Genomic DNA, 12823 nt, shown 5'->3' with positions numbered 1-12823 from the left:
CTTGCGAGGTGCGTGGAGCGCAGCGATCAGTCAGCGCCGCTCCCGCATTCCCCCGAACAGCCAATCGGCGAATTCGGGAGGCTTCGAGTGGACGGAACTTCGGTTCCGGCGGCAGGGCAAAGTGTCCATGCTGTCCGCCTTGCGGTCCGCTCACGCCTGAATCGCAGCGACGCCTTTGGCGTTCTGCGGTTGAGGCAGGACCTCCCGGCGGGCGCTTGGACGCGCCCTGGTCCGCCTCTCGGTGAAGAGGCGGCGCCTGAGTCGTTGCATCGTTCCCCTCGCGCCCTGGCACGAGAGGAGGCGAGCAGGATTGGCATTCATCCGACACCCCCGCGCAGAGGGCCAACTCCCACGAGCACTGGGAGCAACTAGCCTGACAGTCACGCCGGCCGGTATGGTCTGTAGGTACGGTTGTCCAATATGCACCGACCCCGCGGTTACAACTGCGGCTGCGCCAATCTCAGCAGCCCCAGCTTCAGCCAGGTGCAGGTGCGCACGCTGCGGCTTCGAGTACCGAAATCGTCCAGTTGCGGATGTCGTGATGCCTGCTCCGGGCGGTCTCGCCACATGCACGGGATCGGCAGCATGGACCAAAGCGAACCAGAGAAGTTGTTTGCTGCGACGCATTTCAGCGGCACTGCTGGCGCATGGCCGCCCAGGTCCGGTGCTGGGCATCGGTGACCCTGCGTCCGTCTACATAGCCTCGCTGCCGCCGGACTACGCTGCGTGGGATCTGGAAGCACTTCACGCTTCCACCGCCTTCAGCGGTTCGGCCGACCCGCTCGATGCCTTGAGCGCCTGCGAAGGTGGCCGCTTCACCGCGGTCGTGATGGTCAGGCATCTCGAGCGGACGCAGGCGCCGCTGAAGCTACTCGCCGAGTTGCACCGCGTGCTCGCCGACGATGGCCTCATATTCCTCCAGGTTCCAAACCACGGAATTCTGGCCCGACGGATTCTTCCTCCCGCATGGATGACACCCACTCATCCCGACGAGATAAACTTCTTCAACGCGACGGCCATCAGGCGGCTCGCCAGAATCTGCCGTTTCCGAGCAAGCCTGGGGCCGACCTGGCTCACTCGGACGTCGGGTGTGTTTTGCGCCACGCTGGAGAGGGCATGAAGCATGGATGGCTCTGAACCAATCTGGCCGGAGTTCCTCGAGAGGATGCTTGGAGAGGAGGTGACAGCCGCCAGCGCGCCACGACCCTCCACCGAAGCGGCTCCTAAGGCCGGCGATCCACCGGAGCCCTCACGTCCTGCGCCCACGCAACCTGGGCATCCAGCGGTGCAGTTCGATCCGCCGTGAGCCTGCGCACGCGGGCAGTCCCCGCGAGCGCGAAGCCGACTCACAGGTAAACGAACTCACTGAGGGCACGACATGCTCGACATTCTGCAATCCGACGCAATGCGCCGCCGCTTCAAGCACGGCATGCAGGTTACGGCTGATGCCGCCGCCGCGACAATTGGACCCTGTGCCAGACCGGTGGTGGTGGGCGATGTCCACGCGCCGCTGCGCGTAGCGCGTACCGGCCTCTCCGTGGCCATGTCCATCTTCTTCGAGGATCGGGCCGAAACCACCGGTGCCGCCCTTCTGAGGCAGGTAGCTGACTGGGCGCAGGACGCATCTGGTGATGGTACGGCAAGCGCCGTCGCCGTTGCGCATCTCCTCATGCGCGAAAGCGTCAACCTTGTTGGCATAGGCTTTGATCCGCTCGAACTTCGGCGCGGAATCGAAGAGGCGCTGCGTGAGGCTGACGCGCATCTAAATCTGCTTGCACAACCGGCTGACGATGTGAGGACCTTGGAGTGTGTTGCCAGAACCGCGGCTGGAGACCCGGTACTGGGCAACCTCATTGCTCAGATCTCCTCCCAGGGTGCTGGAAACCTGATCGTCATCGAGGACGGTCCCTGCGAGATGCCGCACATCGAAGCAGTCATGGGCGCTCGTATCGGAGCAGGCTACGCCTCACCACAACTCATGACGATGGGTGGCCGTCGACGCGACCGGTACCGCTTGCATCACCCATTGGTCCTTCTCCTCCGCTCGCCTCCCTCTGATGCTGAGTTGCTGACACCCATCTTGGATTACGCGCGGCGTGCCCGACGTCCACTGCTCCTCGTCGCGGAAAAGCCCTCCGCAGGCATGGCCGCTCCGCTTCTGAGATGGTCGAACGATTGCGGATATCGGACGCTGCTTGTTGAGATTCCACAGGGCCAGATTTGTGAGGGAGGCAGCGCTGCAGCGATGGACGCGCTTGCGGCTCTGACCGGGGCCGCCGTGACTGACTGCCAAGCGGGCACTGTACTGGAGCCCACCTCCCTCGGTGAAGCTGGCACGGTTCTTTCCGACGCATCTGCGACACTGGTGGTTCAAAGCAAGTCGTTGAAAATCGATCAACCCGCCGGCCGATCACTGAGCCAGGTGCCAGTATTGAGGGTTCCGTCCCGCGGCGGAACCGATGGTGGTGACACCCGCGTCCGTGCCGAACGCGCAGCACAGGCGGTCCACAGCGCGGCACTCCACGGCGTAGCACCGGGTGGAGGCGTCGCGCTGCTGTCGGCCGCGTCGGCCCTGGCCACTGCAGGCCGTCAGGTACCAGACCACGTGACCCGGCTAGCCTTCTCGGTGGTGCAGCGGGCCCTTGAAGAGCCGTTCCGACAACTTGTCAGGAATGCCGCCATCACACCTATCAGCGCGCTGCGACGCCTGCACAGGCGCGATGACATCGAGTTCGCCGGCGTAAGCCTGCCCTCCGGGGAGGTGGTCGATGTGGTTGAGGCCGGGATTCTGGACCCTCTTCCCGTCCTGCACGGCGTTCTGCAGGCGTCCGCGTGTGCGGTTCGCCTGCTCCTGACAACCGAGGCGGTGGCAGCACGCGAGCACGACACAGATCGCCACCATGGCGATCTGCGGTTCGCCGTCCGAAGCCAGTCTCGCCATCTTGCTGCTGCGCAGATCAGGAGATCGTCATGCTGACGACAAGCAAGACTCGTTCAATCAGCCCCCCCAAGGCTGACAAGATCAATCAGGAGAAGCTTCTTCAGCGAATCTTACAGGCACGCCCCTGGGCGACCGTTCCAGAGGCCGTTCGCATCGCACCGATATTCGGCTCCGTGCACCAAAAAGAACTGGAAGCTCGCATGACCCGCGTTCGCCGGCGAACCACGAGCAAGCGCTGGGCGCGCGCGCGTCACGCCTTGCAACCGCGAAGCCAATCGGAGGAGAACGTGAACGACGACGAACTGATCTACCGGATCGCGCACCACATGGACCCCCTCGTCTTCGAGCACGAGGGTTCGCGTCCACCGGCTGGCTTCCTTGGTTCGCCTGAATGGTGGACAACGGCCAAGCACAGCCGCCGCCAACGCGCGACAGAAGCCGCCGCGCCTGCCGTGAAGGCAATCCGTCAACTCGAACATGCAATCGTGCCCTGTCGGGTAACGCCGGATATGGCTCGAGCAGGTGCGGCCCTGCTGAGCCGCAGCGAAAATCCTGCCCAGGCGGATGAAGAGCTTTCATCCCGCATCTGGGTCGCGATGCAAGCTGCGGCAGAGCAGGCCGCTGTCGCGCAGCCGCAATGGCGCAGTGCGAACGGCGACTTCCCAATGTTGATCAGGAGAAAGGCATGAACGAAGCGACCTCCAAGCTGGATGCAGCAATCGGTCGGGTCCTTTTGTTCCGCCCCGGAGCAACCCTGTCGCAGATCCGCAATCTGGTTCCATCTGCGTCGAGACTTCCAGAAAGAGACCTGACCTCCAGAGTCGAGCGCTTGCGGTCGCGCTTGGTACGGCAGGCGCTGACCCGGAGCCGGGTACTGTCGAGCGACGATTAGAGACAGCCGTGACGAGCCACCGCCAGGGACGACAATGTTCAAGGATCCGCCGGTCCGCAGAGCCTCGCGCTTATCGAAAGGCACCTGAATGCTTAACGACCTAGCTGGACAACAAGGCCTCATGGAGCCGGAGAAGAGGGCGCCGGTGCAACATCACCCAATGCCATCGAGGCGCGTCATGCCGTCCTTCCCTTCTCGGGAGGAACCGGAGTCCAAACTCTTCCAGGGCAAGGGCCGACCAGGGCATGGCCTCAAGGCGCTTGTCGCGCGTGATCCGCAGCAGACTAGCTTTGTGATCCGATTTGCCACCGCGACCATGCTCGTTTTTATCTCCGCCGCAGTTCGCTTCATGTTGTTGGGACCTGAGCCAGGCTTTCCCTATGTTGCATTCTTCCCTGCCGTCATCGCCAGCGCGATCCTGTTGGGACGTGGTGCAGGCCTTTACGCGGCGATGCTCAGCGCCGCCATCGCAATCGGCCTATTCGCAGGTCCATGGGATGGTTCGCGGATAGCCGCTGCTTCACTCGACGCCATGCTATTTCTGGGAGCCGCCTTATTCACGGCGGCCATCTCGGGCTCGCTACGTGGCGCATATGCCGAACTTGCCGAAGCGCATGCGCGTGCCGATGCCGGCGAGCGCGCGAAGGACATTCTCCTTGCTGAACTGACACACCGGATCAAAAACGACATCCAGCGGGTGGCAGGTTTGCTTCGGCTCGAAGCCTCTGCAACCAAGGAGCCGGCGGTCTCTGAAGCGCTTCGCGCCGCTGCAGATCGCGTCGCAATCACCGGCAGATTGCATGGACACCTTGCGCGCCGTGATGGTCAGATCGTGGTCGATAGCCGTGACTTTCTGACACGTCTGGTGGAGGATTTGCAGGCAAGCCTTGGCGGGCTTCGGCCGGTGGGACTTTTCATCAAGGCCGAGCCGCATCTTCTGCCATTTGCCAAAGCGGGCTCCCTGGGACTTATCTGCAACGAACTCGTGACGAACGCTCTGAAGCACGCCTTCCCAGGAGATCGAAGCGGCTCGATCCACGTTGGCTTCCGCCAGGTTGAGGAGGAGTATGAGCTTCAAGTAGCAGACGACGGCGTTGGGATGCAGGACCAAAGAGGAGCAGTGCGCGGGGCAGACCAACTCGGCGGCGGTCTTGGCCATCGACTGGTCCGCGCTCTGGTCGCGCAGTTGGCGGGTCGGCTGGACTTTGCGACGAAGCCGTCTGGAGGTACCGTCTGCACGCTGCGTTTCCCGGTCTGAATCCCGCGGCGCGATGTACCGTCTTATAGATGATGAGGGACCGGCGTGATTCAGTTGCCGCGGCGCGCGACGTAAATGCTGTTCGACAGCTCCCGTTCGTTGAGCATGCTGGCGAAGCGCACGATATGGACTTCAGCTGCGAAAAACACCGCCTGAAGGGTTGCAAGGAACTCGGCGTCGGGGGGGTCGTCCGACCAAAGCGCGAAAACGCCACCAGGGTTCAGACGCGCGAGCAACCGTGCCAGGCCAGCAGCGCCGTAAAATCCAGTATGGCTTGGATGCAGTACCCGGTCCGGGGAATGGTCGATATCCACCAGCACGGCGTGGAATCGCTGCACCGGGGTACCACCGGCAAAGCCCTTACCCTGATCCCCGCAAAGCGCGAAGAAGTCGCCCTGGGCCAAGCGACATCGTGGATCCGCGGCCAGATCGGCGCTCAGCGGCAGCAGCTCTGCCCTGTGCCACTCGATGACTTCAGGCAGCGCCTCGACCACCAGCAATGACCGCACGCGGGAATCCCCCAGCACGGCGGCAGCCGTGTGGCCCAACCCAAGTCCGCCGACGAGAACATCCAGCCCGTCAAAGTCGAGCGCGGCCAGGCCCAGCCGGGCCAGTGCAACTTCGGCATCGGTGAACTGGCTCGACATGAGGAACTCGTCGCCGAGCTTGATCTCGTAGGTGTCGGAGTGCTGGCCAGGATACCGGCGACGGCGCAGGCTCAAGATCCCGAGGGAAGTCGCACGAAAATCCAGTTCCTCGAACAGCACCATCTTCTTCCTCCCCTGCGGCCCGTGCTCCGCCCACAGGACGATTGCGCCAATCCTGTCACTTCCGACGCACGCGATCAGCGCGGCAGGAAGATCCAGTTCACGATGTAGCCTGGTTGGCCTGAGCCGGCCGAATGCCGGGCTTCGAGGTCGATCTGCTCCACTCGCCTGAGGACGCCCTGGTCGAGGGCAAATGCCTCGTAGCCGTAGGAACAGACTGCACCAAGCAGCTCCGCAATTGGCCGATGCGCGTGCTTCTCCTCGATCTCCACCACGAGGTTCGGGCGAAACCGGCGCAGCGTCCGTGCCGCACCGGCAAGGACGGCCATCTCGTGCCCCTCCACATCGATCTTGATGAAGCCAACCGCGCCGAAGTCGTAGTCGTCGAGCGGGCGCGTCTCCACCGAGAGGCAGCGATGTGCCGTGTCGCCGATCTTCTCCGGATTAAGCGAGGCGCCCTGGTTGGAATAGCCACGGCTGCCCCTCGGCACCATCAGGGCGGAGGTGCCGCTGCGGTCGGATAGCGCGACACGGTGCGCGGTGACACCGTCCCCGGCGCCGCGGCACAGCAACCGGAAGATCTTGGGGTTGGGTTCGAAGGCATGAACGCAGAGCGAGTGCCGCCGCAGCACCTCGGACCAGACACCACGGTTGGCGCCGACATCGATCGAGACGAGATGCCGAGCCGCCAGGAACGGGACCAGGCGAAGCTCCGCCTCGCCGCGCGCATGTTCCCGTGCCACCTGGTAGTTCAGCTGGAGCCGCGCCGGCAGGAACAGCGCCTTCAAGCGTTCCTCCAGGTTCATCGGCGGTTCCCATTGCACGTCTTCAGCCACCTTTCACCGCCGACAGCCGGGGCCACCGCGCCGCGATCGCCGCCTCGACGGCCCGGACCTCAAGGCCCGTCATCTGGCTCCGAAGTCCCATCTGCCTGTCCGCCTCCCGCTGCGCCTGGAGCGCTGCGAAGCTTTCCCGCGTCCGGACGACCATCGCGTTCGGACCCCACGGGGCGTAATGCTCGTCCTGCGTCGGACCGAAGAGACCAACCGTGCGCGTACCTGCCGCGGCCGCGAGGTGCATCATCGCGGAATCATTGCCGACGAAGAGATCGGCTCGCTCCAGCAGCGCCGCCGTGGTCGCCACGTCGTAGCCGAATGCGTCGACGAACCCGTCCGGTAGCAGGCCGGCCGTGATGGCCTCCGCCGATCTTCGTTCGGCTTCGCCGCCCACCAGCAGCACAATGGCATCGGACAAAGCACCGCCACGCGCGGTGAGGCTTCGGGCCAGGTCGGCGAAGCGCTCCGCCGGCCAGGTCTTGCAGATCCAGTTGGACCCGGTGCCGAGCGCAAGCACGGCGCGGCCATGCGGGAGCAGCCGATCCGCGGTGGCCCGATGGCTCTCCGCCAGCCACTGGCGTGGCGACTGCGGTGGCAGGCCGAGGGCACGGGCCGCGAGTGCGACGCGATGCTCACCCGGCAGCCCCTTGGGGACGCTGTGCCGGAACTCCGCGCGCAGCAGCCAAGGCAGCGCCGAGCGGCGCAGATCCACCACGCGCTGCCAGCGGCGCTTCCGCGCCATTTGCCAGAGATCGAGCCAGTGGCCGCCACGCGGCCGCTTCTCCATGAGGTGCAGCGACGTAACGCCGGGAGCATCGCGCAGGGCCATGGCGGCCAGGCCGCCGCAGGCCAGGGTGATCTCCTCCCCAGGATGGTTCTCATGCAGCGAGGCCAGGAGGCCGCTCACGAGGATGCCGTCGCCGAGCCGGGTCGGGCCGATGAACAGGATGGTCATGCTGTCTGCGTGCGATCAGGCGGCGTAGGATTTCTGCTCGGCGATATCCGAGCCAAGCAGTGCGTTGATCTCGGCCTTCAGCCCGGCCCGCTGGTCATTGGTGAGGTAGACATCACGCGCGAGACGCACAAATTCTTCCCCAAAATCCTGCCGCTGCTCGTGCAGCCGCAATGTATCCTCCGTATCCCAAAGCCGTTCATTGACGGCCTGGAGCGAGGATTGGATCTGGCGCAGGACCGGCATTGTTTGCAAAAGAGGCTCAACAACCCGCCGCAGTACGGCAACTTCCCGGCGAACATGCGCCAGCTTCGTCGGGTCGGTCAGTCGTGCCTGCTTGATGACAAGAATGGTGATCTTGTCGATCGCCTCACCTGGCGACACCTCGACGTTCAGCCTCACCCGCATCCTCCCATCGTCGCGTTGATCCTGCGCTCATCGCCACATGCGTGGCGGGTCGAGCAGGTGCGTCAGGGTGGCGTGAGGCCGAGACTGATCATGACCTGCGAATAAACAAAACATGAGGCGGGCGCAACCTATAACGGCTCCGCCTTGAAGGCTTTGTTGAGCGAATTCGGCTTATCAACGCACACTGCCTGAGGGCCGCGCCCAGAGGATGAAAAGGCGGTGTGTGGCCAGGTCGACTTTTCTGCGGGTTTCGTCTCGCCAAGCCCGCAGCGCAGCCTGGTCATCGTGGAACGGCCCGTGGAGCTCCTCACTTCCGGCCTCAAGTTCGGTGAAGCTGGTATCCGTAAAGACGCCGCCCCAGACGACCCAAATCTGGTGCTCGATCATTGACTTCCTTTCTTGCTGCTTCATGAGATCGCCCTGGACGCGCAGGCGACGCAGTTCAGCGTGGCCGGGTCCAGCGCCAGTCGCCCGGGGGCGATCGGCTCGCCGCACTGGCCGCACCAGCCGAACTCGCCGGCCTCGATGCGGGCCAAGGCCGCCTCAATGCGTTGCAGCGACCCCGAGCGGCGTCTCTCCGTGGCCAGCGCCATGGCCTGCTGCTGGATCGCATCCATGCGCGACAGGCGCCCGACGCTGGTCTGGTCCAACTCCACCGGCCCGCGGCTTTCCATCGAGGCCGCGCTGATGCCAGTAAGGGCTGCGCGCTCCGCCAGCAGGCGCGCCTGCATCTCCGGGACATCGACCCCGGGCGGTGCGTCATCCATGGGTCTGGTCACGGCGCAGCATCCGCCAGCCCGTGCTGTTCCCGGACCATGTGGAAGCGGATGTCCTTCCAGTTCTCCTCCGTCCGGCGGCGGCGCCAGTCAGAGGCGAACATCGCCACCATTTCCCCGTCATGATCCTCGGCGAGGTCGTTGATGTTGGCGTGGGTGAACCTGGCCATCGCCTCCCGATCCGCGGCCGCCACCCAGCGAAGCTGGTCCCAGGGTGCGGCCTCGAAGCTGGCGGGGATGCCGTATTCCACGCGCAGCCGGCTGGCCAGCACGTCGAGTTGCAACAGCCCGAAGACGCCGACCACGGGCGCCGAGCCGTCGAGCGGCTTGAACAACTGCACGACACCTTCATCGGCCAACTGTTCCAGCGCCTTCTTCAGCTTCTTGGCCAGCATCGGGTCCTCCAGCCGCGCTCGCCGAAGATGCTCCGGCGCGAAGGACGGCACGCCCCGAAAATTCAGCGCCTCGCCTTCGGTCAGCGTATCGCCGATACGCAGTGTGCCATGGTTGGCGATGCCGACGACGTCGCCAGGCCAGGCCTCCTCCGCCACCTGGCGTTCCTTGGCGAAGAAGAACAGCGGCGCGTTGACCGGGATGTGCTTCCCAGTCCGCACCTGCGTCAGCCGCGCGCCCTTTTCCAGCCGGCCCGAGCAGACGCGCAGGAAGGCGACGCGGTCGCGATGGTTCGGGTCCATGTTGGCCTGCACCTTGAAGACGAAACCCGTCAGCTTGGTCTCGGCTGGCACCACGGCACGCGTATCGGCCGGCCGTGGCCGCGGCGGCGGGGCGAGACGGGCGAGGCCATCCAGCAGGTGGCCGACGCCGAAGTCGCGCAGGGCACTGCCGAAGAACACCGGCGTCATGGTGCCCTGCAAGAACTGGTCCCGGTCGAAAGTGGGGCAGCCTGCGATCACAAGGCCTGCCTGTTCACGCAGATCCGCCAGCACCGCGGGCGGCAGCAGCGCCTCCAGGCCCGGGTCGTCCAGCCCGCCGAGCCGGATGTGGTTGTCGCCGCCATCCAGAAGCATGCGCAGCGCCGGGTCGAGGATGTCGTAGACGCCGAGGAAGTCGCGCCCCTGCCCGATCGGCCAGGCGGCCGGCGTCACGTCGAGCGCCAGCGTCTTCTCGATCTCGTCGATCAGGTCCAGCGGTTCGCGCCCATCGCGGTCCATCTTGTTAATGAAGGTGATGATGGGGATGTCGCGCAGGCGGCAAACCTCGAACAGCTTTCGGGTCTGGCTCTCGATGCCTTTCGCGGCGTCCAGGACCATCACCGCCGCGTCCACCGCAGTCAGCGTCCGGTAGGTGTCTTCGGAAAAGTCCTCGTGGCCGGGCGTGTCGAGCAGGTTGAACACCAAGCCGCCGCGCTCGAAGGTCATAACGGAGGTGGCGACGGAGATGCCGCGGTCCTGTTCGATCTTCATCCAATCGGACCGGGTACGGCGGCGATTGCCCTTGGCGCGGACCTGGCCCGCGAGCTGGATGGCGCCGCCTTTCAGCAGCAGCTTCTCCGTCAAGGTGGTCTTGCCGGCGTCGGGGTGGGCAATGATGGCGAAGCTGCGCCGCCGCATGGCCTCGGCGCCGGCGTCATGTACGTCGGGCCGGATGTGTTCGGTCAGAATATGGTCCAAGAGATCGGTCTCCTCGGTGCGTGGAATGGCACGTGGGGGAGGCGACATGTCTCAGGGCGGAGTGGCGCAGGCTTTCCGTGGCTTCGCGGACGCGGCGCGCAAATTCTTGTCCATTGCCGGCTACACCTAATGTCATTGGCTCAAGGATGCCAGCCCAGATTGAGGGTTCCTGCCTACGCATCCTGCCGCTAGTCAGACAGGATGCTGGCGGAATACCTTTCTTTCGCGCGGGCGCATCCGCGCCCCCTGGCCTTCGGCTTCCTGCTCGCCGCCCTGTCCAGCTTCGGCCAGACCTTCTTCATCGCACTGTCGGGCGCCGGCATCCGCAGTGAATTCGGCATCTCGGACGGGCAACTCGGCCTGGGCTATGCCGTGGCGACGCTGGCTTCCGGCTTCGCCCTGGGCTGGGCAGGGCGCTGGATCGATCGGGTCCCGCTGCGGCGCTATACCGCTCTCTCCACGCTGCTGCTGGTGGCGGGCTGCGTCGCGATGGCGATGGTGCCGGGACCGCTGCTGCTGGTCCTGGCGTTCTTCCTGCTGCGCATGGCAGGCCAGGGCCTGTTGACGCACACCGCAATGACCGCGACGGCCAGGCGCTTCCGGCGGGACCGCGGCAAGGCGCTCGCGCTGGTCGCGCTGGGCTTTGCATTGGGGGAGGCCCTGCTGCCGCCCATCGCCGTCGCACTCCTGCCATGGCTCGGCTGGCGCGGGCTCTGGTGGAGTGCCGCAGCGGCCCTGCTGCTGGGCGGGTGGACGGCACTGCGGCTGCTGCCGCAGGCGGAGGCCACGAAGCCGCCCCGCCTGAGCCAGCAAGCCGGCCAACGCCCGCCATCCCTGTGGCGTGACCCACGCTTCTGGCTGGTGCTGCCGGCCATCCTGGCACCCTCCTTCGTCGTCACCGGCTTCTTTTTTCACCAGCTCCGGCTGGCTTCGGAGGTGGACTGGGATCTCGGCGTGGTGGCAGCGGCCTTCGGGGGCTATGCGGTGGCGCGCGCCGGGGCCGTGCTGCGCGCCGGGCCGATGATCGACCGCATCGGCGCCACGCCTTTGCTGCCGATGTTCCTGCTGCCGCTGGTGCTGGCCATGACAGCGATCCTGGTCGGCCGCGGCAGCCAGCCGGCCGCGGTCGCCTACCTGCTTCTCGCGGGCCTGACCTCCGGCGTGTCGACGACCATGGCCACGGCGCTCTGGACCGACTTCTACGGAGTGGAACGGCTCGGTTCGGTGCGGGCCACGGTGGCCGGCGCTGGCGTGATCGCCTCCGCCCTGGCGCCGGCGGCTTTCGGATGGTTGCTTGACCTTGGAATCGCCTTGCAGACCCAGGCGGCCTGGTGCCTCGCCGGCATGCTGCTCGCGTCCCTGATGACCCTGCCGGTGACCCGAAAGCGACGCAGGCAGACCTGAAACGGGCGCACAAAGCCATTGTGCATCGCAGCGAATTGCTGTTACAGCCGGATCATGACATCGAACGCGCCGCCCTGACGCCCGGTTGACGCATGCCCTGCACGGCATGCGACCACAGGTGCCCGGCATCCGCCGCGGCTGCGCCATTTCCCTGACTGCCCTGTTCTGGTCCCGGCTGATCGTGCCGCGCGGCGGGCTTGTCTCCCGGAGTACCTCCCCCATGTCGCTCTCCCGGCTTCGTGCCGAATGGTCCTCGAACATCCGCGCCGATATCTTGGCTGGATCCGTCGTCGCGCTGGCGCTGATACCGGAGGCGATCGCCTTCTCCATCATCGCCGGCGTCGATCCTAAGGTCGGTCTCTACGCATCGTTCTGCATTTCCGTTATTATTGCCTTCGCCGGCGGACGCCCCGCCATGATCTCGGCCGCCACCGGCGCCATGGCGCTGCTGATGGTCACCCTCGTGCGCGACTACGGGCTGCAATACCTGCTGGCGGCCACCATCCTCTGCGGCGTGCTGCAGATGATCGCCGGCGCGCTGAAGCTCGGCGTGCTGATGCGCTACGTCTCGCGCTCCGTCATGACCGGCTTCGTCAACGCGCTCGCCATCCTGATCTTCATGGCGCAGATCCCGGAGCTGGTCGGTGTCACCTCCGTCACCTATGTCGTCGTTGCGGCCGGGCTTGCGATCATCTACCTGCTGCCGCTGCTGACCAAGGCGATCCCCTCGCCATTGGTCGCCATCGTGCTGCTGACGGCGGCTAGCATCATGTTCGGCCTGGATGTGCGGACCGTGGGCGACATGGGCGAACTGCCCGCCGACCTGCCCTTCTTCCTGCTGCCGCAAATCCCGCTGACGCTGGAGACGCTGTGGATCATCCTGCCGACCTCGCTGACCCTCGCCGTCGTCGGCCTGCTCGAGTCCCTGATGACGGCGCAGATCGTCGATGAGCTGACT

The 12823-nt window shown here is 65.4% G+C and carries 14 protein-coding genes; 7 read left to right on the top strand and 7 right to left on the bottom strand.

All coding sequences use genetic code 11. The features are described from left to right. Positions 1-613 precede the first annotated feature (613 nt). The 5 genes from ACFHPP_RS29060 (at position 614) to ACFHPP_RS29040 (ending at position 5091) form a co-directional block, all read left to right on the top strand. Positions 614-1120, top strand: coding sequence for a methyltransferase domain-containing protein (locus tag ACFHPP_RS29060; protein WP_437166720.1), 507 nt, complete (start codon positions 614-616; stop codon positions 1118-1120). Between the two features lie 258 nt (positions 1121-1378). Next, a complete protein-coding gene (locus ACFHPP_RS29055; protein WP_437166719.1) occupies positions 1379-2977 on the top strand; it encodes a TCP-1/cpn60 chaperonin family protein in 1599 nt (532 codons plus the stop codon). Then, positions 2971-3630 carry a hypothetical protein gene (locus tag ACFHPP_RS29050; RefSeq protein WP_437166718.1) on the top strand — a complete coding sequence of 220 codons (660 nt, stop codon included), beginning with the start codon at positions 2971-2973 and terminating at the stop codon, positions 3628-3630. The genes ACFHPP_RS29055 and ACFHPP_RS29050 overlap by 7 nt, the downstream gene beginning before the upstream one ends. Then, positions 3627-3833: a hypothetical protein gene (locus ACFHPP_RS29045; RefSeq protein WP_437166717.1), complete on the top strand. Its 207-nt coding sequence runs from the start codon at positions 3627-3629 to the stop codon at positions 3831-3833. The genes ACFHPP_RS29050 and ACFHPP_RS29045 overlap by 4 nt, the downstream gene beginning before the upstream one ends. 178 nt (positions 3834-4011) lie before the next feature. Then, positions 4012-5091: a sensor histidine kinase gene (locus ACFHPP_RS29040; protein ID WP_437166716.1), complete on the top strand. Its 1080-nt coding sequence runs from the start codon at positions 4012-4014 to the stop codon at positions 5089-5091. 50 nt (positions 5092-5141) lie between these two features. Here ACFHPP_RS29040 and ACFHPP_RS29035 read toward each other — a convergent pair whose 3' ends face one another. The 7 genes from ACFHPP_RS29035 to ACFHPP_RS29005 form a co-directional block, all read right to left on the bottom strand. Beyond that, on the bottom strand, positions 5142-5861 hold the full coding sequence (locus ACFHPP_RS29035; RefSeq protein WP_437166715.1) for a hypothetical protein: 720 nt from the start codon (positions 5859-5861) through the stop codon (positions 5142-5144). 74 nt (positions 5862-5935) lie between these two features. Continuing rightward, complete coding sequence (locus ACFHPP_RS29030) at positions 5936-6664, bottom strand: FkbM family methyltransferase (protein WP_437166714.1); 729 nt, start codon at positions 6662-6664, stop codon at positions 5936-5938. 22 nt (positions 6665-6686) lie between these two features. Beyond that, entirely contained in the window at positions 6687-7649 is a 963-nt protein-coding gene (locus ACFHPP_RS29025) for a glycosyltransferase family 9 protein (protein WP_437166713.1), read from the bottom strand. 15 nt (positions 7650-7664) lie between these two features. Further along, entirely contained in the window at positions 7665-8048 is a 384-nt protein-coding gene (locus tag ACFHPP_RS29020; protein WP_437166712.1) for a DUF6165 family protein, read from the bottom strand. Between the two features lie 180 nt (positions 8049-8228). Next, positions 8229-8441 carry a DUF4170 domain-containing protein gene (locus tag ACFHPP_RS29015; RefSeq protein WP_437166711.1) on the bottom strand — a complete coding sequence of 71 codons (213 nt, stop codon included), beginning with the start codon at positions 8439-8441 and terminating at the stop codon, positions 8229-8231. A 20-nt stretch (positions 8442-8461) separates the two neighbouring features. Next, a complete protein-coding gene (locus ACFHPP_RS29010) occupies positions 8462-8833 on the bottom strand; it encodes a TraR/DksA family transcriptional regulator (protein WP_437166710.1) in 372 nt (123 codons plus the stop codon). After that, on the bottom strand, positions 8830-10401 hold the full coding sequence (locus tag ACFHPP_RS29005) for a peptide chain release factor 3 (RefSeq protein ID WP_437166722.1): 1572 nt from the start codon (positions 10399-10401) through the stop codon (positions 8830-8832). The genes ACFHPP_RS29010 and ACFHPP_RS29005 overlap by 4 nt, the downstream gene beginning before the upstream one ends. Positions 10402-10662: 261 nt before the next feature. Between ACFHPP_RS29005 and ACFHPP_RS29000 the strand changes: the two genes are divergently transcribed. After that, positions 10663-11865, top strand: a complete 1203-nt coding sequence (locus ACFHPP_RS29000; protein WP_437166709.1) for an MFS transporter — start codon at positions 10663-10665, stop codon at positions 11863-11865. Positions 11866-12085: 220 nt separating this feature from the next. Next, the coding region (locus tag ACFHPP_RS28995) for a SulP family inorganic anion transporter (protein WP_437166721.1) at positions 12086-12823 on the top strand (738 nt) is incomplete at its 3' end.

The organism is Falsiroseomonas sp. E2-1-a20 (assembly GCF_051433195.1).
Classification (GTDB): Bacteria; Pseudomonadota; Alphaproteobacteria; order Acetobacterales; family Acetobacteraceae; genus Falsiroseomonas.
This window is presented reverse-complemented; position numbering and strand designations above follow the sequence as displayed.